The organism is Phycicoccus jejuensis, assembly GCF_000720925.1.
In the GTDB taxonomy this organism is placed as follows: domain Bacteria; phylum Actinomycetota; class Actinomycetes; order Actinomycetales; family Dermatophilaceae; genus Phycicoccus; species Phycicoccus jejuensis.
In genome coordinates, this window is record NZ_JOEE01000002.1 from 442,108 (window position 1) to 461,114 (window position 19,007).

Sequence of the window (19,007 nt, forward strand, 5' to 3'; positions counted from 1 at the left end):
TGTCCGGGGATGCGCACGCTCTGGATCGTGCGCCGTGTGCGTCTGTGTGGATGGAGTTGTCCGGCCGGGACGTCCCGGGGCGATGGAGGGGGTCGCGACCAGGTGCCCTCAGCACCCGTCGCGTCACCGTCCCGGGACGTCGGCCGTGTCGGCTCGAAACCCTTCGAGGCCCTGCCAGGAGTCGACGAGCCCGAATGTAGACCTGCCGCGCACGCGGGGGAATGGTCCGATCGGGCTACTGTCGAAGGTTGTCGACGGGGTCCACGACAAAGCCGATGGTCAGGGGCGTTTCCGCCGTCTCATCACGATTTCGCCGGGGTTCGACGGCGGTCAGCTCGGCGGGAGGGCGGCGGCCAGACGGCGGTGAAGCGCGTCGACCGCGGCGGCATCCAGCGGTCCGGGCTGCTGGAGGTGCTTGTAGAGCTTCTTCGGCCAGAGGACCCGCACCTCGCGGGTGGTGAAGTCGCCGCCGAGCAGCGGCCAGTCGGCGTCGAGGAAGCAGAGCGCGCCCGTGACCCGCACGTCCTCCCCGACGATGTCGCGGACGAGCGACACCTGCTTGAGGACGCCGTCGACGAGCTTGCTGCAGTCCCGCGAGCCGATCATCAGCTTCTCGACCCGTGGCCGCAGGATGCCGCCTTCCACCCGCAGCGACGGCCGGCCCTTGTAGCGCTTGGCGTCGATGACGACCACTCCGTGGGCGGTGACGGCGATGTGGTCGATGTTGGCGCGCGTCCGTGGGATGCGTCGGTCGTGGAGCAGTCGGACCGTGTCGCCGGCCTGGGCGTTAAGGCCCTTGCCGAGCTTCTCCTCACCGATGGCGCCGGTGTCCCACGCCCGCGTCGACTGCGGGTCGTCGCTCACCGCGAGGATGAGGCCACCGAGCCTCGGGTGCCTGGTGCGGATGCTCTCCTCGCGCTTGGCCTTCCGCCGCTCGAACTCTCGACGAGCCGATGCCCCGGCGACGCCGCTGTCGACCACTTCGGGTTCGGCCGGCTCGGCCGCATAAGCGACCCGTGGCTGGGCGTCCAGCGAGGCGTCCTCCATCTCGACCGCCGGCGTGGGTGGTTCGTCCGCCGGCTGGTCGTGCGCCACGCAGCGCACGCTCTTCGTCGCTCGCTCGTAGACAGCCTCGGCCTTCGCAGGCAGCTCGGCATCGCAGACCCGACACACCCCCGCGTACCGCAGCCGCATCCGCTTCTCGTCAACCGCCCCCGTCATCCGGCCACCGTAGGCACAGTCAGCCTGTTATACAGCGACTTCCACAAAGGGGGGGACGATTGTCCGACACAAAGGTGGCGGATTCGCTGATCGTCGGGGTGACTCCTGGCAAGCTGCTGCGGTGAGCGACGGGGGAGACAGTCTGCTGGAGGGGCTCTACGAGAGCCTGCTGACGCGTGCCTTGCGGGAGCGCCTGGAGGGCGTATCCACGTTGGAACCGCAACTGGCCTCCATCGACGAGGCCGATGAACCAGAGGTCTTGGCTCGGCACATCCGGGATGTGACCCTCCGTGCGCTGCGCCGAGAGAAGAACGCCGAGCGTCGGCTGCGGCTGGTCAATGAGGTCGTCGAGACGCTGGGTGCGACCGAGGACTCGGTGTCGTCGGCCGGCCAGCTCCTCGCGCTCACCACGCCGGCCGCCCCGGGCGCGCCGCGACACCTCACGCGCGAACGTCCGGCCACTCCGCTGTCGGACGCTGCCCTCCTGACCAACGCACCGGGAGAGCCCGGAGTCGGGCACGAGGTGCGGGCGGAGCTGGCGAGCGCCGACCGCATCGACGTCATCATGGCCTTCGTCAAGTGGTACGGCCTGCGGCTGTTCGAGACGCAGCTCCGCGCAGCGCGAGAGCGCGGGGTGCCGCTGCGTGTCATCACGACGACCTACATGGGCGCGACTGAGCGTCAAGCTCTCGACCGGCTGGTGCGAGAGTTCGGTGCCGAGGTCAAGATCCAGTACGACGCCCAGCGCACGCGGCTGCACGCCAAAGCGTGGCTGTTCCGCCGCAACACCGGCTTCGACACCGCGTATGTCGGCAGCAGCAACCTTTCGCGAGCGGCCATGCTCGACGGCGTCGAGTGGAACGTGCGCTTGTCGGCAGTCTCGAACCCTCCGCTCCTGCAGAAGTTTCTTGCCACGTTCGACTCGTACTGGAACGAGGCGTCCTTCGAGACCTACGACCCCGACGTCGACCGCGACAAGCTCGACGACGCCCTGGCCGAAGCTTCGGGGCGGCGCGACAGCAGTCGCGTCACTCTGACGCTGTCCGGTCTCGAGGTGCGGCCGTACCCCTACCAACAGGAGATGCTCGATCAGCTCGAGGTCGAGCGCGTCGTGCATAGCCGGCATCGCAATCTGCTCATCGCCGCGACAGGCACAGGCAAGACGGTCGTGGCCGCGCTCGACTACCGGCGCCTCGCCGAAGTAGCCCCCACCCGGCCGACGCTGCTCTTCGTGGCGCACCGCCGCGAGATCCTTCACCAGTCACTGCGCACCTATCGCGAGGTCCTGGGCGACGCCAACTTCGGTGAGTTGTACGTGGACGGCAAGCGCCCCGAACGCTGGGACCACGTCTTCGCCTCTGTGCAGTCGCTCTCCTCGTACGGGATTGGCAACATCCCTGCTGGTGCCTACCGGGTGGTCGTCGTGGACGAGTTCCACCACGCAGAAGCCAAGACCTACCGGCAGATCCTTGACCATCTCAATCCGCGCGAGCTGCTCGGCCTGACCGCCACACCTGAGCGCGGTGACGGCCTCGACGTCCGCTCATTCTTCGATGGACGCACCGCCGCCGAGCTTCGGCTGTGGGATGCCCTCAAGGCCGACCTGCTGACGCCGTTCCACTACTTCGCGATCGCCGATGGGATGGACCTGACCCGGCTGGACTGGAAGGCCGGCGCCTACGACACCAGCGAGCTGTCCAACTTGTTCACCGGCAATGACGCTCGCGCTCGCATCGTCCTCAAGGCGGTCCAGGACAAGGTCGCGGATCTGTCGACCATGAAGGCGCTGGCCTTCTGCGTCTCCCGTGATCACGCGCGGTACATGGCCGAGGTCTTCAACCGCGCAGGCATCCCGGCGGCAGCGGTGCTCGGCGACACCGTCTCGGGTGACCGCGATGCGGCGGTGGCAAGCCTTCGCGAGGGGCGCCTCAAGGCCCTCTTCACGGTCGACGTCTTCAACGAGGGTGTCGACGTCCCCTCGATCAACACGGTGCTCTTCCTGCGTCCGACCGAGAGCGCGACCGTCTTCCTCCAGCAGCTGGGGCGCGGTCTTCGCCGCGCGAAGGACAAAGCTGTGCTCACAGCGCTCGACTTCGTGGGGCACCACCGCAAGGAGTTCCGCTTCGACCAGCGCTTCCGCGCGATGACCGGCAGCACGCGAGCCGCGCTGGAGCGGGACATCGAGCAGGGGTTCCCCTTCCTCCCCTCTGGGACACAGATCGTCCTGGACCGTCAGAGTCAGCGGCTTGTCCTCGAGAACATCAAGAGTCAGGTGACAAGCCGCTGGCCCAACATCACCTCCGAGCTCCGCGCCCACCCGACCAGTGAGCTGCAGACCTTCCTCGACGAGTCCGGGGTCGAGCTGTCGGACGTCGTCCGCGGGGATCGCTCGTGGACTCGACTCCGTCGCGAGGCTGGGGTGTCCGTGCCAACGGGCGGACCCTGGGAGACCGCTCTGCTCAAGCGTGTGCGTGCGCTGTGCCACGTGGACGACCCCGAGCGCGCGGCGGCCTACCTCACTTGGCTGGCTGATGACGCGCTGAGCTACGACTCGGCGGATGCGGTCATCCAGGCATACGGGCGGATGCTGTTCTTTTCGCTCTGGCCGGACGGAGGAGGCTTCACGTCGTACCGAGCGGGGCTCGAGGCGCTGCGCGCTGAGCCAGCGGTTCGTGAAGATCTACGAGCAGTCATCCAGACATCGCTCGCCCACGCCGAACGGGTCACGAATCGGCTAACCGGCGAGCTCTCATTGAGTCCGCTGCGCACTCACGCGCGTTACACGCGCGAAGAAATCCTTGCAGGACTCGACTATTCGGCAGTTGATGGCATTAAACCCAAAAGCTTCCAGAACGGGGTGTTTTTCGCGCCTAAGTTCCGTGCCGATGCGTGTCTCATTACACTACGCAAATCCGAGGCAGAGTTCTCACCCACCACCATGTATCAGGACTTTGCGATGAGCCCTGATCGCTTCCATTGGGAGACACAGGGCAGAACCACGGTCGCATCAAAAACGGGACAGCGCTACCTTAACCATGGGCGCCTGGGAACACACATATTGATATTCTCACGCATCAATCGGGTTTCTCCTTTTGGCGCTGGCGCCCCCTACCTCCTGTTGGGCGAGGCAGACTATGACGAGCACCGCGGAGAGCGGCCCATCGCCATCACCTGGCAACTGCGAACGCCGATGCCCGCCGCAGACTTCGCCACGGCGAGTGTTGTCAGTTAGCGATATTTCGGCACTCTCTCTCCGGGCTGACCACGCGAGGAACGTTTCGATCGGGCCGGGATCGGTAGACGGCGCTCACGCCCCGGACCGCCGGCGTGGGTCGACGAGTACGGCGCCATGCGCGCCGCCGCGGCGGAGGCGGACTGGCCGTGAGCCGGCGGGCGAACGGCGAGGGGTCGATCTACCCGTACCGGAACGGCTCGACGGCGCACGTGTGGATCGTGACCCCGAAGGGCCGCCGGCAGCGCAAGACCGTCCACGGGAAGACCAGGCCAGAGGTCCACGACAAGTGGCTTCGGCTCCACGAGCAGGGGCGGCGGGGACCGATGGTTCCGGTCTCCCCGCGCCTGCGGGACTTCCTCGAGCGGTGGCTGGAGGAGACGGTGCGGCCGACCCTGTCGCCGGCCACCACCTCGAACTACGAGATGTTCTCCCGGCTGTACATCATCCCGGACCTCGGCGACCGCAAGCTCGACAAGCTGATGGTCCGGGACGTCCAGGTGTGGGTGAACACGCTGCGGGTCCGCTGCCAGTGCTGCTTCCAGGGCAAGGATGCCGCCCGCCCCGAGCCGCAGTGCTGCACCCTCGGCGCTTGCTGCCATGAGGTCGCCTCGGACTGGACGGTCCACCAGGCGTGGCGGGTGCACCGGGGCGCGCTGACCCAGGCGATGCGCGAGGAGCTCGTCTTCCGCAACGTTGCCGCGCTCGTACGGGTACGCATGCCGCGGTCGAAGAAGATGCCGGTGTGGACCGTCGATGAGGCGCGGCGGTTCCTCGAGTCGGCGCGCGCGGATGGTGACCCGATGTATGCCGGGTACGTCCTGCTTCTCACGCTCGGTCTGCGTCGCGGGGAGTTGCTAGGGCTGGCCTGGGAGGACGTCGACCTCGAGGGTGGCGAGGCGCTCATCGCGTGGCAGGTACAGCGGGTCGATCACCAGCTGCTCCGGCGACACACGAAGACCCCGTCTTCGGATGCCCCGCTGCCGCTGCCGGAGATCGCGGTGCGGGCACTCGAGCGGCATCGGGTCGAGGAGGCCAGACGACGGCTCGCGGCCGGCGACATGTGGGGCGACTGCGGCTTGGTCTTCACGACCCGGCTCGGCGATCCGGTCGACCCACGCAACTTCCACCGCGACTTCAAGCTGAGGGCCGCGAAGGCCGGTGTTCCGGTCGTGCCTATTCACTCCACTCGGCGTACGTGCGCCAGTCTCCTCGTTGCCGTCGACGTTCACCCTCGCGTCGCGATGGCCGTCCTACGCCACAGCCGCATCGCCCTCACAATGGAGATCTACTCTCAGGTGTCCTCGGACTCAACCCGGGACGCACTCAAGCGCCTCGGCGTTGAACTGTCCGGCTCTTGATTGCCGCGTTCAGGGCTGGCAGCGCTAGGGACGCTGCGAACCCGCGGGGGACCCGCTACCTTCCAGGGTCGGGTCCAGCCGAAATGGGAAGGCTCCGGAGATCAGATCCAGCGCCTGCTTGAATCCGGGACATCCACCTGCACATGGGCACTCGCCCTGAGCGGGTCGATACCTCACCACCTCTGCGGGCAGCAGAGAGACCGCCTGAACCCGGGCCAATGGGTCGCGGGGCCTTGGAACGAGACTTATCTCCCTCAACTCGTCGACCGATATGACGAGGGGATGAGCCGTGACCGGATACGTGACGCCTTCACGATGTTCCCTACACCCAACGATGGCGCATACCCGGCAGATGCCCTCGGCATCTTGACCACCACCGACTGCATACTGCCGTCCCAGGATGTGGTCGCACTCCATGATGTCGAGTCTGCAGATTGAACAGACGCGGGTAGCGGTGAAGCCTACCGACAAACCAACCCGGAGGTGCACCAGTACCACTGGGCACCTTGTGAACCACAATCCCTCCGACAGTTCATGAGCGCACCCGAAATTCGCCGCGACGAAGGCTCCGATCGTATGGATCCACTGATGGCACCAATCGGCGCTAGTCGTGTCTTCGAGGCAGTTGTAGGCGTCCACCGCGAGTTCAAGGGCATGCCTTGCCCGCCGCTCAGAGTCACTTTCATCTCCTGCCCTGACCATGGCGCCGAATTCCCTGAGCGCAGCCCGGAGAAGCCGTCGGCCCTCAGCCTCGAGTTCCTGTTCTCGGCCCAGTCCACGTTCCGGGGGGAGAGGCACTCCCGTATGAATCGCAATTCCCTGGATCGTCCTACCGGAGAGGGAGCGCGGTCCGCTGCTATTGAAGGCGTCGCCGCTAGTCACTCGTCCCGAGACGCTTAAGGACACTGACAACCCCGTCAATCGCTTCCTCACCTCTACCCTTGACCACGACTCCTTCGATGGTCCTCCGATCACCCTCGATCACCAAGCGATCGATCTCGATTTCGATTGTTGCGGGAGCTGCGCGCCTACCTGCTCCCCTAACCGTAGCGACCAGATAGTCGACCAATCGAGAAATGCCTTCCTGGCCTAGTGACTGGGCCACAAAGAGGGTGAGAGCAACCACTTCATCCGTGGAGAACTCCGCTACGGAAGTCCGGTTCCCGCTGGAATGGAGGAGCCTGGCTTGGAGACCTTGTGCCCGGAGCACCTTCACTGTTTGAACGGCCTCTACCGCGTACTCTCCGCGGCCTGCCTGGACTCGCTGAGGCAGGACGACGACTTCGTCATCATCCAGCTCCTGGCTGAGCAGGAGCGATTCAAGTTCGGGTGGCAACTCCGCAGCCACGAGTTCGAAGGGCGGGGCCCCTGACGAGATGTCTTCCACGCGACGAGCGTATCGGGGGGGCCTGACAGCCGCCTTGTCGGCAACTGATCACCCACCCCAAACCATCTCCGCCGGCGTGGAGCGACGTCAGTCGTGGAGTACAGGTGGCGCCGCGGCCTTTCCAAGCTCAGTCGGTTCGAGGCGGCCACAGGGCCCCGCCCTCAAGGAAACTGAGAGCGCTGTCGTTGGACCTCGCTTTGGATTCCACCACCGTTCGCGTCGATCGACCGGTCGCCAAGGGTCGAGGTGCTAGGAACCGGCTCGTCCACCTCAGAACATGAACGCGAAGAGGTGCCGGTCTGCCAAAGGGCGCCATCGCCAGGGCGTTGCGCCGCCTCACCGGAGGAACGCAGGGAAGCGCAGTTCGGACGGTGCGGAGGAGCTCGTCGACCTGCAAGCCGTGCCCGCAATTCTCACCGTCGCTCATGGAGCCCGAGTTCACGGTTCGCTCGCCGGGACGAAGGGGACACCGGTCGGGTGATGGATGCTGCGGGGGTTGGGGACACCTCGGGCCGGCAGAGCAGCAAGTAGCAGCTGCCTACTGCAGTACTTCTCTGGGGTACGGACGCGTCAGAGGCCCTCACCGACGAGCGGAAAGGGCCTCTGACCTGCGGTGGAGCCAAGGGGACTCGAACCCCTAACCCCCTGCTTGCAAAGCAGGTGCGCTACCAATTGCGCCATGGCCCCCGGGTGCCGCGCGTGGGCGGCGGGGTGAGCGTCAGCTCTGCGGGGTGTCCGTGGCCTCGGCCCAAAGCCGGTTCTCGGCCTGCTTGTCCTTGATCTGCTTGCTCAGGGCGAACGCACCTGCCGCAGAGGCGAGGAGGACGAGGAGCTTCTTCACGGAACACCACCTGGGAGCCGGGGAGGTCGGGTGGTGGGCCTAACAGGACTTGAACCTGTGGCCTCTTCCTTATCAGGGAAGCGCTCTAACCGTCTGAGCTATAGGCCCGTCACCGACCGGCGTCGCACCTCTCAGGAGGCGCGGTGCACGAGATTACCCGATGCCCGCCCCGCTCCCCAAAACGGGGGTCGGGGCGGCTCCGACCTGCACCTCAGTCGTCGGTGAGGGTGAGGTGCACGCCGCCGACGAGGGCGGAGGAGAGGTTGTACAGGAACGCCCCGAGGGTGGCGATCGCGGTGATGAGGATGACGTCGACGACCGCGATGACGATCGACAGCGACACCACGCGGGTGAAGCCGACGAAGTCGAGGATGTCGAAGCGCGTGCCGCCGTCCTGGATCACCGAGCCGATGACGCCGTTGACCTTGTCGAAGACGCCCATCGCGTCGAGGACGGTCCACAGGACCACCGTGGCGACCACGAGGGCGATGCCGAGCGCCACCGAGAGCAGGAACGACATCTTCATCGCCGACCACGGGTCGATGCGCGAGACGGTCAGCTTGACCCGGCGCGACGACGCGGGCCGGGGAGCCGGCTTCGTCGCCGTAGCGGCCGTGGACCCGGAGCCCGCGGCCTCGCGACCGGCGGCGGGCACGGCCTCGCGGCCGGTCGGGACCGGACGGGTGGCGTCACGCTGCATCGTGGCAGCCTCCTGGCGGGCCGGGCGCGCGGCACCCGACGGACGGGCGGGACGCCCGGCGCTGTCTGCGGTGCTCACTCACGGCCTCCTCGGTCTGCGTCGTCGCCCGACGAGTCGTCGGTCGACGTCGGGTCCGACGGTACGGCATCCTCCGCCGGGGCTGCGACCTCGCCACCCGGGGTCTCGACAGTCGTGACCACCTCGTCACCCGCGCCCTCACCGGCGGCCTCCTCGGCCGCTTCGACGGCCTCCTCGACCTCCTTCTCGGGGTTGCGCGTGACGGCGACGATCGCGTCGTTGCGGCCCGGCTTGGCGAACTGCACGCCCATCGTGTTGCGGCCGGTCAGGCGCACCTCGTCGACCCGCGAGCGGACGATGTTGCCCTTCTCAAAGACGACGAGGACCTCGTCGCCCTCGTCGACGGTCAGCGCCCCGACGAGGTCGCCGCCCTTCTCGGACAGCTTCGCGACCGCGACACCGAGGATGGCGCGCCCCTTGACGTTCCACTCCGACGCCTTGGACCGCTTGGCCAGGCCCGACTCGAAGACGACGAAGACGTCCGGGTCCTCGCCGTCGGCGACGACCGACATCGAGAGCAGCTCGTCGCCGTCGCGGAACTTCATGCCCGTGACGCCGGAGGTCGCGCGGCCCATCGGGCGCAGCGTGGCGTCGTCGGCGTGGAAGCGCACCGACTGCCCCTTGCGCGAGACGAGCATGAGGTCGTCCTCGGCCTCGACCAGCCCGACGCCGACGAGCTCGTCGCCGTCGCGCAGGTTGACGGCGATGAGGCCGCCCGCCCGCGGGCTGTCGTACTCCGAGAGGCGCGTCTTCTTGACCAGGCCGGCCCGCGTCGCGAGGAGCAGGTACGGCGCGTCCTCGTAGGAGCGGATGGCCAGCACCTGGGCGATCTCCTCGCCCGGCTGGAAGGCCATGAGGTTCGCGACGTGCTGGCCCTTGCCGTCACGGCCGGCGTCCGGCAGCTCGTACGCCTTGGCGCGGTAGACCCGGCCGAGGTTGGTGAAGAACAGCAGCCAGTGGTGCGAGGTCGTCGTGAAGAAGTGGTCGACCATGTCCTCGCCGCGCAGGGCCGCCCCGCGCACGCCCTTGCCGCCGCGCCGCTGCGAGCGGTACGCGTCGACCCGGGTGCGCTTGGCGTAGCCGCCGCGGGTGATGGTGACGACCACGTCCTCCTCGGGGATGAGGTCCTCCATCGACATGTCGCCGTCGGTCGGCATGATCGTCGTGCGGCGGTCGTCGCCGAACTTGTCGACGATCGCGCGCAGCTCGTCGGAGACGATGTCGCGCTGGCGGCCGGGCGTCGCGAGGATGTCCTTGAAGTCCTCGATCTGCGCCTGCAGCTTGTCGTGGTCGTCGATGATCTTCTGCCGCTCGAGGGCCGCGAGGCGCCGCAGCTGCAGGTCGAGGATGGCCCGCGCCTGGATCTCGTCGATCTCGAGGAGCTCGATGAGGCCGTTGCGCGCCTCCTCGACCGTCGGGCTGCGGCGGATGAGCGCGATGACCTCGTCGAGCATGTCGAGCGCCTTGAGGTAGCCGCGGAGGATGTGGATCTCCTCCTCGGCCTTGCGCAGCCGGTAGGCCGTGCGCCGCTGGATGACGTCGATCTGGTGCTCGCACCAGTAGCGGATGAACGCGTCGATCGGCAGCGTGCGCGGCACGCCGTCGACGAGGGCGAGCATGTTCGCGCCGAACGTCGTCTGCAGCTGGGTGTGCTTGTAGAGGTTGTTGAGCACGACCTTGGCCACCGCGTCGCGCTTGAGCACGATGACGAGGCGCTGGCCGGTGCGGCCCGAGGTCTCGTCGCGGATGTCGGCGATGCCTGCGAGCCGGCCGTCCTTGACGTGCTCGGCGATCTTCTGCGCGAGGCTGTCCGGGTTGACCTGGTAGGGCAGCTCGGTGACGACGAGGCACTGCCGGTTGTGGATCTCCTCGACCTCGACGACCGCCCGCATGATGATCGAGCCGCGGCCGGTGCGGTAGGCGTCGTCGATGCCGCGGTGGCCCATGATGAGCGCCCCGGTCGGGAAGTCCGGCCCCGGGATGGTCTTCATGACCGCCTCGAGCGCCTCCTCGCGGCCGGCGTCGGGGTGGCGCAGCATCCACTCGGCGGCCGCGGCGACCTCGCGCAGGTTGTGCGGCGGGATCTGCGTCGCCATCCCGACCGCGATGCCGGCGCTGCCGTTGACCAGCAGGTTCGGGAAGCGGGAGGGCAGGACCTCCGGCTCGAGCGTCTTGCCGTCGTAGTTCGGCTTGAAGTCGACGGTCTCCTGCTCGATGTCGCGGACCATCTCCATCGACAGCGGCGCCATCCGGCACTCGGTGTACCGCGGCGCGGCGGCCGGGTCGTCACCGGGGGAGCCGAAGTTGCCCTGGCCCTGGACGAGCGGGTAGCGCAGCGACCAGTCCTGGACGAGCCGGACGAGGGCGTCGTAGATCGCGCTGTCACCGTGCGGGTGGTACTGGCCCATGACGTCGCCGACGACGCGGCTGCACTTGTTGAAGCCGCGGTCGGGGCGGTAGCCGCCGTCGTACATCGCGTAGAGCACGCGGCGGTGCACCGGCTTGAGGCCGTCGCGCACGTCGGGCAGCGCGCGCGAGACGATCACCGACATCGCGTACTCGATGTACGAGCGCTGCATCTCGGTGTTGAGGTCGATCGGCTCCGTGCGGTCGGTCTCGACGGGCTGGTCGGTCATGGAGGTCCTTGCCTAGCGGGTCGTCAGGGGAGGTCGTGGGTGACGCGCGGCGTCAGATGTCGAGGAAACGCACGTCGCGCGCGTTGCGCTGGATGAACGAGCGCCGGCTCTCGACGTCCTCGCCCATGAGGATCGAGAAGATCTCGTCGGCCGCGGCGGCGTCGTCGAGCGTCACCTGGAGGAGCACCCGCTGGTCGGGGTCCATCGTGGTCTCCCACAGCTCCTGGTAGTCCATCTCGCCGAGACCCTTGTAACGCTGCACCGGGTTGTCCTTCGGCAGGCGCCGGCCCTTCGACTGGCCCTCGGCGATGAGCGCGTCGCGCTCGCGGTCGGTGAAGGCGAACTCGTGCGCCGCGTTGCTCCACTTGAGGCGGTACAGCGGGGGCTGCGCGAGGTAGACGTACCCGGCCTCGATGAGCGGCTTCATGAACCGGAAGAGCAGCGTGAGCAGCAGGGTCCGGATGTGCATGCCGTCGACGTCGGCGTCGGCCATCAGGACGATCTTGTGGTACCGCGCCTTCTCGATGTCGAAGTCCTCGCCGATGCCGGTGCCGAACGCCGAGATGAGCGCCTGCACCTCCTGGTTGGCGAGGGCCTTGTCGAGGCGCGCGCGCTCGACGTTGAGGATCTTGCCGCGGATCGGGAGGATCGCCTGGGTGTGCGGGTTGCGCCCGCGCACCGCCGAACCGCCGGCGGAGTCGCCCTCGACGATGAAGACCTCGGAGACGGCCGGGTCCTTGGCCTGGCAGTCGCGCAGCTTGCCGGGCAGGCCGCCGGACTCCAGCACCCGCTTGCGGGTGGCCTCGCGGGCCTTGCGCGCGGCCATCCGGGCCGTCGCCGCCTGGATCGCCTTGCGGACGATCTCCTTGCCCTCGTTCGGGTGGCGCTCGAGCCAGTCGCCGAACTCCTCGGTCATCGCGCGCTGGACGAAGCCCTTGACCTCGGAGTTGCCGAGCTTGGTCTTGGTCTGGCCCTCGAACTGCGGCTCGCCGAGCTTGACGCTGATGACGGCGGTCAGGCCCTCGCGGACGTCGTCACCGGTGAGGTTGTCGTCCTTCTCCTTGAGCTGGTTCTGCTTGCGCGCGAAGTCGTTGACGAGCTTGGTCAGCGCCGCACGGAAGCCCTCCTCGTGGGTGCCGCCCTCGTGGGTGTTGATGGTGTTCGCGTAGGTGTGGACCGACTCGGAGTACGCGGTCGTCCACTGCATCGCGAGCTCGAGGGAGAGGCTGCGCGCCTCGTCCTCGACCTCGATCGCGATGACGTCGGGGTGCACCGGCTCGCTGCGCTTGGAGGCGACGAGGTGGTCGACGTAGTCGACGAGGCCGTTGTCGTAGCGGTAGGAGACCGAGCGGGCGGTCGTCGTGCGGGCGGTGCCGTCGGCGCCGGCGTCCTCGCTGTCCTCGACGACCGTGATGTCGGAGTCGACGCCGTCGAGGTCGGGCTCGCCCTCGCCCGCGGCCTCGGTGACGCGCTCGTCGACGAGGTTGATCGTCAGGCCCTTGTTGAGGAACGCGTACTGCTGGAAGCGCGAGCGGATCGTCTCCCAGTCGTACTCGGTCGTCTCGAAGATCTCGGGGCTCGCCCAGAACGTGATGGTCGTGCCGGTGCGGTCGGTCTCCTCCATCTGCGTGAGGGGGCCGGTGGGCACGCCGTGGTCGAAGGACATCCGGTGCGCGTGGCCCTTCTGGCGCACGCAGACGTCGAGGCGCGTGGAGAGCGCGTTGACGACTGAGGAGCCGACGCCGTGCAGGCCGCCGGAGACCTTGTACCCGCCGCCGCCGAACTTGCCGCCGGCGTGCAGCTGGGTGAGGACGAGCTCGACCGCGCTCACACCCTCGGTCGGGTGCATGTCGGTGGGGATGCCGCGGCCGTTGTCCTTGACCCGGACCGCGCCGTCCTCCATGAGGATGACGTCGATGGTGTCGGCGTAGCCGGCGAGGGCCTCGTCGACCGCGTTGTCGACGATCTCCCAGACGAGGTGGTGCAGGCCGCGCTCGCCGGTGGAGCCGATGTACATGCCCGGGCGCTTGCGGACGGCCTCGAGCCCCTCGAGCACGGTGATCGCGGAGGCGTCGTAGGCGGGGCCGGCGACCGGGGTGGCCTGGTCCTCCTGCGGCGGGACCACGGGGTCCTCGGCGGGCACGTCGGGGGTGTCGGGCTGGTCGGCCACGGGGCTCCTTCGTCGGCTGGCTCCGGGGGGCGTGCACGCCCGACCGGTGCTCATGGCGCGCGCCCACGGGCTGGTCACCCACGGGCGCGCTGTTGCCGCCCATCCTACCGCTCGGGGCCGACAGATGACCCGCTGGGAGGCCCGTGGCGCCGGTTCTCACCGATTTTCGAGGGTGTCCACGACTCCCCACACGCAACCGGGGCTCCCAGCGGCGCTGAGCGGCCTTCCTCGGGCTCGCCCGCGCCGGGAGTCAGGACGCGGCGCCGTGCACGTCCGCGACGGTCGGCCGGACCCGCACGACGGCCGGTCCGGTGACCCGCGCCGCGGCCAGCCCGTCGAGGAGCGTGGCCAGGTGGGGCCGGGTCGCGTCGACGACGGCGAGGCCGTCCCGGGTCGCCGCGGCGGTGACGGCGGTGAGCACGGCGGGGTCGTCGGTGTAGAGCACCTCGCCGAGGCCGGCGAGCTCGTCGAGGGTGCGGGGGCCGAGCGTCGTCGGCAGCGGCACCGTCGAACGGACGAGGTCGAGCAGGTCGCGGTGCTCGAGGGCGTGCCGGGCCAGGGCGCTGCCGTGGAGGTCGATGACCTGCCGGTACAGCGCGGAGTCGGCCGCTCCCAGGAGGATGAGCTGCGCGAGGACCGCGCGCCCGACGCGCTCTGCGACGGCGGCGTCGTCGTGCGCGGGGTCGGTCAGGGCGTCGCGCCGGTCGTCGACGAGCACCGTGCAGAAGGTCAGCCAGTCCGGGACGAGGGCGGACGGGCCCTCCTCGGCGAGCATCCCGCCGACGTAGCGGCGGTGGCCCTCGTGGTGGTCGGGCCCGGTCTCGACCGGCAGGACGGCGGCGACGGCGCGCACGCCCGAGACCGTCGTGCGCAGCGGCAGCACCGCGAGCGGGTCGACACCCAGGCGCTGGCGGCACCACTCGGCCTGCTGAGCGGCGGGGCGCTCCCAGAGGGTCGTGCCACCGGAGACGAGGACGCCGTCGACCTCGACCGCGACCGGCAGCTGGTCGATGATGTCGAGCACCTGCTCGAGGACGGTCTCGGGGGTGCACCAGGTGCGGGTGGCGCGACGCGGGTGCAGGCGGATCTGGGTGCCGGGCCGCTCGAGCGGCTCGTCGGCGAGGGTGACGAGGACGGTGCCGTCGGGCAGGCCGACCCAGCGCATCGTCGGGGCCATCGGGACCAGCGCCGAGCGGGTCACGAGCTCGACGACGTCGGCGACGCCGAAGGCCGTGAGGAGCGAGGTCTCGTACCGGCGCAGGCCCTCGCGGACCTGGCCGTGCTCGGCCGTGGCGGGCGCGGCGCTCAGCCAGCGCACCTCCTGGGGCGTGAAGCCCACCCCGTCGTCGTGGACGACGAGCGGGCCGCCGCCGGTGGCCGAGGTGACGCGCACCCGGCCCACGTGCGAGGGGTCGACCCGGCGCCGCGCCTCGATGCCGACGAGCGCGCTGGCGAGCAGGTCGCGCATCGGGCCGCGGCCGCCGGGTCCACCGTCACCGGAGCGCGCGCCCCCGGGGTCTCGGGGGTCGCGCGCGGGGTGGCCGGGGTCGCGGCCGGAGGCGTGGTCGTTCACGTCGGAGTCCGTTCCGATGGGCGGCGACCGGCGGATGGTGGTCACCGTGGGCGAAGGTTTCTCCCACGGTGCCCGCGCGCCGCCGCCAACCGCTGCCGCTCGCGGCCCGGCTCCCCCCGACGTCCCGGGAGTCCGGCCGAACGAACGACCCGCCGCTCCTGCGGCGGTCCCCCCGCAGGTCAGCCGTCCGTGTGGGGGCGCAGGGTGCGCTCGAACAGGTCGCGGACGTCGTCGGTCAGGGCCGGCTCGGGCACGACGACGTCGACCTCCGGCACCGCGCAGCGCACGCCGTAGCAGTACGCGTCCGGGTAGTCGCGCTCGACGCCGGCGGCGAGCATCCGCAGGCGGTCGGTGGCGATGAGGTCGTGCCAGGCGCGGCCGTCGGGCTCGGGCAGCTCGCCGAGGATGACCGTGCGGGTGCGGGTGCGACCGGCGAACCCGCCGGTGCGCCGGACCTCGAGCTCGGTGCCGGGCGCCGGCGCCTCCGGCGCGTCCGGGGTGGGGGCGGGGGCATCCGGGGCCGGCGTGCCTGGTGCCTGCGGGGTCGGGGAGCCGGGCGCGGGGGCATCCGCACCGACCTCGACCCCGACACCGCTCCACGCGGCGCGGACGGCCTGGGCCTCGCGCGAGCCCTCGCCGTACCTTGCGGTGGCGGCCGCGAGCGTCAGCCCGGCGAACGTCGCGAAGTCGCAGTCGGCGTGGATCTCGCCGACGATCGTGTCAAACCAGACCTGGCCCGCAACCTCCCAGGCGTTGCCGCCGAGCGCGACGGCGAGGTCGTGGAAGGCCTTGTTGGGGATGCCGGAGTTGATGTGGACGCCGCCGTTGTCCTCGGAGGTCTCGACGTAGTCGCGCAGGTGCGCGGGCTGGGGGTCCTTGCCCAGGCGCGGGTCGTCGTAGGCGGTGCCGGGCGCCGCCATCGAGCGCAGCGCCACACCCTTGACTCCCGGCGCGAGCAGGTCGGCCCCGATGAGCCAGTCGGCCGCGGCGGCGTCCTGGCCGAGCGAGTGCTGCTTGACGAGGACGCCGAAGACGTCGGACACCGACTCGTTGAGCGCGCCCGACTGGCCCTGGTAGTTGAGGCCCGCCGTGTACTGGGTGACGCCGTGCGCGAGCTCGTGGCCGATGACGTCGAGGCTGCGGGTGAACCCGAGGAACACCTCGCCGTCACCGTCGCCGAAGACCATCTGGGCGCCGTCCCAGAACGCGTTGTCGTAGTCGCGCCCGTAGTGGACGGTGGCGACGAGAGGCAGGCCCTTGCCGTCGAGGGAGTTGCGCCCGTACGCCTCCTGCCACAGCTGCCACGTGGCGCCGAGGCCGTCGTAGGCCTCGGTGACGGCGGTGTCGGCGGTGGCCGGGTCACCCTCGCCGCGCACCTTCACCCCCGGCAGGGTCGTGCCCTGCTGGGCGTCGTGGACGGTGCGCTGCGGCCCGTCGGCGCTCCCGGCCGCCCCGCCGGGCAGCGTCGTCCCGCCGGGACGCGCCTCGGCCGTGACCCGCCCGCGCCGGAGCTCGGCGTCGCTGCGCAGCGTGGCGTCGGCGCGCTGCGCGACGTGGTCGTCGCCGGAGGCCGCGAGCGCGGCGAGCAGGTACGGCGGGACGATCGAGCAGCGGGCGGGCGAGTGCGTCATCCCTCCACGATGGACCCGCCCACCGACAGCCGCGACCCGACGGGTTGGCCGCGGCGGGTGGTCAGCGGCGCAGCGCCGCGGCCATCCGCTCCTGCGCGAGGTCGGAGTTAAACAGGTCGCCCGACGTCCGCGCCATCGCCTCCCCGTCGCGCTCGAAGGAGGCGAGGAGGTCGGCGTTGAGGATCTGCTTGGCGGCGGTCAGCCCCTGCCGGGCGCCGGCCCGCAGGTCGTCGAGGACGGCGCCGACCGTGGCGTCCATCCCGGCCTCGTCGGCGACGTGGGTGACGAGCCCCTGGGCGCGGGCCTCGGCGGCGGTGAAGACGCGGCCGGTGAGGAACCAGTCGGCGGCCGAGCGCGGGGTGAGGCGGTGCCGCAGCGGGATGGAGATGGTCGCGGCCGCGAGCCCGAGGCGGACCTCGGTGAGGGCGAAGCCCACGTCGTCGCGACAGACGACGACGTCGGCGGAGGCGACGAGCCCGATGCCGCCGGCGCGCACCGGGCCGTCGAGCCGGGCGACGACCGGCACCGGCAGCGCGGCGATGCGGCGCTGGACGTCGACGATGGCGCGGGCCTGCTCGGTCATGTCGACGGTCGCCGCCTCCTTGAGGTCGGCGCCGGCGCAGAAGACGCGATGGCTCGAGCGCAGGAGGACGGCGTGGACCGACTCGTCCTGCGCGACCTCGGCCAGCCGGTCGCGCAGGTCGGCGAGCAGGCGGCGCGAGAGCGCGTTGCGGTTGGCCGGCGAGTCGAGGGTGAGGACCGCGACCCGGTCCTCGTCGTCACGGCGGACCAGGGGGGCGACGTCGGCATCCACGGGCCGACCCTAGCCGCCGGACGCCGTGGCTCAGGGGGCGGTCGTCACCCGGAAGACCGGGAAGCCGGGGGCGGCCGCGGCGAGCTCGGCGTCGGTCGAGTCCTTCGAGAGGCCCTCGACGAACCGGCCGACCTCCCAGCCCCAGCGCCGCAGGTAGACGCGCAGGACCGCGGGGCGCTCCTCGACCGGGACCTCGACGAGGCGCACCCGCTCGGTCCGACGCCCGAGCCGCAGCTCGGCCTCGGGGTTCGCGCGCACGTTGCGCACCCATTCGGTGACGCCGCGCGGGGCGACGAGGTAGCGCTCGTCGTCGAGCGGCATGAGGTTGACCGGCGTGCTGCGCGGCAGGCCGGAGCGCCGGCCGGTGACCGTGAGGACGCGGGAGCCGAGCAGGCTGATGCCGCGGGCGGTGAGCCAGCGGACGAGCGCGTTGAAGGCCGCGTCCATCCGGGTGTCGGGGCGGACGTAGCGGTCGGCGGAGGGGTGCTGGGCGGGCACGGTCATCGGCTCCTCGGGAAGTGAGAGCGGTGCTCTCTTTATGTGTGGAGTGTGCGCCCGGGTCCTGTGCGCTGTCAAGAGCACTGCTCTCGTTCCTGTGGTTGGATGGTCCTGTGTCCCCCACCTCCCGCGCCGAGCGGCGCCGCGACGTCGAGACGCGCATCGTCGAGGTCGGCCGGCGGCACCTGGCGATGGAGGGGGCCGCAGGGCTGTCGCTGCGGGCGGTGACGCGCGAGCTCGGGATGGTCTCGTCGGCCGTGTACCGGCACGTCGCCAACCGGGACGAGCTGCTGACGCTCCTCGTCGTCGACGCGTACACCGAGCTGGCCGACGCCGTCGATGCGGCAGTCGCTGCAGCCGACGACCGGCCGTGGGACGAGCGGGTCGTCGTCGCCGGCGCGGCGTTCCGCGCGTGGGCGGTCGGCGACCCCTCGCGGTACGCGCTGCTCTACGGCAGCCCGGTGTCCGGGTACGAGGCGCCGGCCGAGCGGACCGTCGAGCCCGGCACGCGCGTGACGTTCGCCCTGCTCAAACTGCTCGCGGAGGGCGTCGAGGCGGGTGATGTGTCGCCCGTCGGCGCGGTGCCGGTCGACGCGCCGCTGCTGGAGGCATCCGTCGGAACGGCCGGGCCGGATCGAGCGAGTGGGCTGGTTGCGGACCTGCACCGGCTCTGCGACGAGACCGGGCTGCCGGGTGGCCCGGACGTCATGGGGCGCGCGCTGCTGCTCTGGGCGGTGCTCGTCGGCGGCACGAGCCTCGAGGTCTTCGGCCAGTACGGGCGCGACACCCTGACCGACCCCGGCGCCCTCTTCGAGCACCAGCTGCGCCTCACCCTCGCTCTCCTGCGCACCCCCGCCTGACGCCC

The 19,007-nt window shown here is 70.2% G+C and carries 13 protein-coding genes and 2 tRNA genes; 3 read left to right on the forward strand and 12 right to left on the reverse strand.

The window, feature by feature from the left end:
• Positions 1-330: 330 nt before the first annotated feature.
• Positions 331-1,221, reverse strand: a complete 891-nt coding sequence (locus tag IG69_RS0106055) for a nuclease-related domain-containing protein (RefSeq protein ID WP_030527274.1) — start codon at positions 1,219-1,221, stop codon at positions 331-333.
• Between the two features lie 142 nt (positions 1,222-1,363).
• On the opposite strand from IG69_RS0106055, the gene IG69_RS0106060 reads away from it, so the two are divergent.
• Positions 1,364-4,453, forward strand: coding sequence for a DEAD/DEAH box helicase (locus tag IG69_RS0106060; protein ID WP_157577390.1), 3,090 nt, complete (start codon positions 1,364-1,366; stop codon positions 4,451-4,453).
• A 149-nt stretch (positions 4,454-4,602) separates the two neighbouring features.
• Complete coding sequence (locus IG69_RS0106065) at positions 4,603-5,814, forward strand: tyrosine-type recombinase/integrase (protein ID WP_030527276.1); 1,212 nt, start codon at positions 4,603-4,605, stop codon at positions 5,812-5,814.
• Positions 5,815-6,688: 874 nt separating this feature from the next.
• Here the strand turns inward: IG69_RS0106065 and IG69_RS22050 are convergent.
• From IG69_RS22050 to IG69_RS0106120, 11 genes are all read right to left on the reverse strand, one after another.
• Positions 6,689-7,201 (reverse strand): hypothetical protein, encoded by a 513-nt coding sequence (locus tag IG69_RS22050; RefSeq protein WP_157577375.1) that lies wholly within the window; start codon positions 7,199-7,201, stop codon positions 6,689-6,691.
• Positions 7,202-7,815: 614 nt separating this feature from the next.
• Positions 7,816-7,888: transfer RNA gene (locus IG69_RS0106075), tRNA-Ala, on the reverse strand.
• A gap of 31 nt (positions 7,889-7,919) precedes the next feature.
• Positions 7,920-8,042, reverse strand: coding sequence for a DLW-39 family protein (locus IG69_RS22675; protein WP_211250970.1), 123 nt, complete (start codon positions 8,040-8,042; stop codon positions 7,920-7,922).
• Between the two features lie 31 nt (positions 8,043-8,073).
• Positions 8,074-8,150 (reverse strand) — tRNA-Ile (locus IG69_RS0106085).
• A 103-nt stretch (positions 8,151-8,253) separates the two neighbouring features.
• Positions 8,254-8,820, reverse strand: a complete 567-nt coding sequence (locus IG69_RS21525; RefSeq protein WP_030527278.1) for a DUF3566 domain-containing protein — start codon at positions 8,818-8,820, stop codon at positions 8,254-8,256.
• Positions 8,817-11,456: a DNA gyrase subunit A gene (gyrA, locus tag IG69_RS0106095; RefSeq protein WP_036829134.1), complete on the reverse strand. Its 2,640-nt coding sequence runs from the start codon at positions 11,454-11,456 to the stop codon at positions 8,817-8,819. Before gyrA ends, IG69_RS21525 begins: the two co-directional genes overlap by 4 nt.
• 52 nt (positions 11,457-11,508) lie before the next feature.
• Complete coding sequence (gene gyrB, locus IG69_RS0106100; protein WP_084696627.1) at positions 11,509-13,680, reverse strand: DNA topoisomerase (ATP-hydrolyzing) subunit B; 2,172 nt, start codon at positions 13,678-13,680, stop codon at positions 11,509-11,511.
• A gap of 196 nt (positions 13,681-13,876) precedes the next feature.
• Entirely contained in the window at positions 13,877-15,199 is a 1,323-nt protein-coding gene (locus IG69_RS0106105; protein WP_157577377.1) for an HSP90 family protein, read from the reverse strand.
• Positions 15,200-15,378: 179 nt separating this feature from the next.
• Positions 15,379-16,830, reverse strand: coding sequence for a protealysin inhibitor emfourin (locus IG69_RS0106110; RefSeq protein WP_030527282.1), 1,452 nt, complete (start codon positions 16,828-16,830; stop codon positions 15,379-15,381).
• Positions 16,831-16,891: 61 nt separating this feature from the next.
• Positions 16,892-17,644, reverse strand: a complete 753-nt coding sequence (locus IG69_RS0106115) for an enoyl-CoA hydratase-related protein (RefSeq protein ID WP_036829137.1) — start codon at positions 17,642-17,644, stop codon at positions 16,892-16,894.
• Positions 17,645-17,674: 30 nt separating this feature from the next.
• A complete protein-coding gene (locus IG69_RS0106120) occupies positions 17,675-18,148 on the reverse strand; it encodes a nitroreductase family deazaflavin-dependent oxidoreductase (RefSeq protein WP_030527284.1) in 474 nt (157 codons plus the stop codon).
• Between the two features lie 107 nt (positions 18,149-18,255).
• On the opposite strand from IG69_RS0106120, the gene IG69_RS0106125 reads away from it, so the two are divergent.
• A complete protein-coding gene (locus tag IG69_RS0106125; protein WP_030527285.1) occupies positions 18,256-19,002 on the forward strand; it encodes a TetR/AcrR family transcriptional regulator in 747 nt (248 codons plus the stop codon).
• Positions 19,003-19,007 lie beyond the last annotated feature (5 nt).

Excerpts from the sequence above, each read along its gene's own strand:
- IG69_RS0106120 (WP_030527284.1), bottom strand. The coding sequence starts at position 18,148 with ATGACCGTGCCCGCCCAGCACCCCTCCGCCGACCGCTACGTCCGCCCC.
- IG69_RS0106055 (WP_030527274.1), bottom strand. The coding sequence starts at position 1,221 with ATGACGGGGGCGGTTGACGAGAAGCGGATGCGGCTGCGGTACGCGGGG.
- gyrA (WP_036829134.1), bottom strand. The coding sequence starts at position 11,456 with ATGACCGACCAGCCCGTCGAGACCGACCGCACGGAGCCGATCGACCTC.
- gyrB (WP_084696627.1), bottom strand. The coding sequence starts at position 13,680 with ATGAGCACCGGTCGGGCGTGCACGCCCCCCGGAGCCAGCCGACGAAGG.
- IG69_RS0106110 (WP_030527282.1), bottom strand. The coding sequence starts at position 16,830 with ATGACGCACTCGCCCGCCCGCTGCTCGATCGTCCCGCCGTACCTGCTC.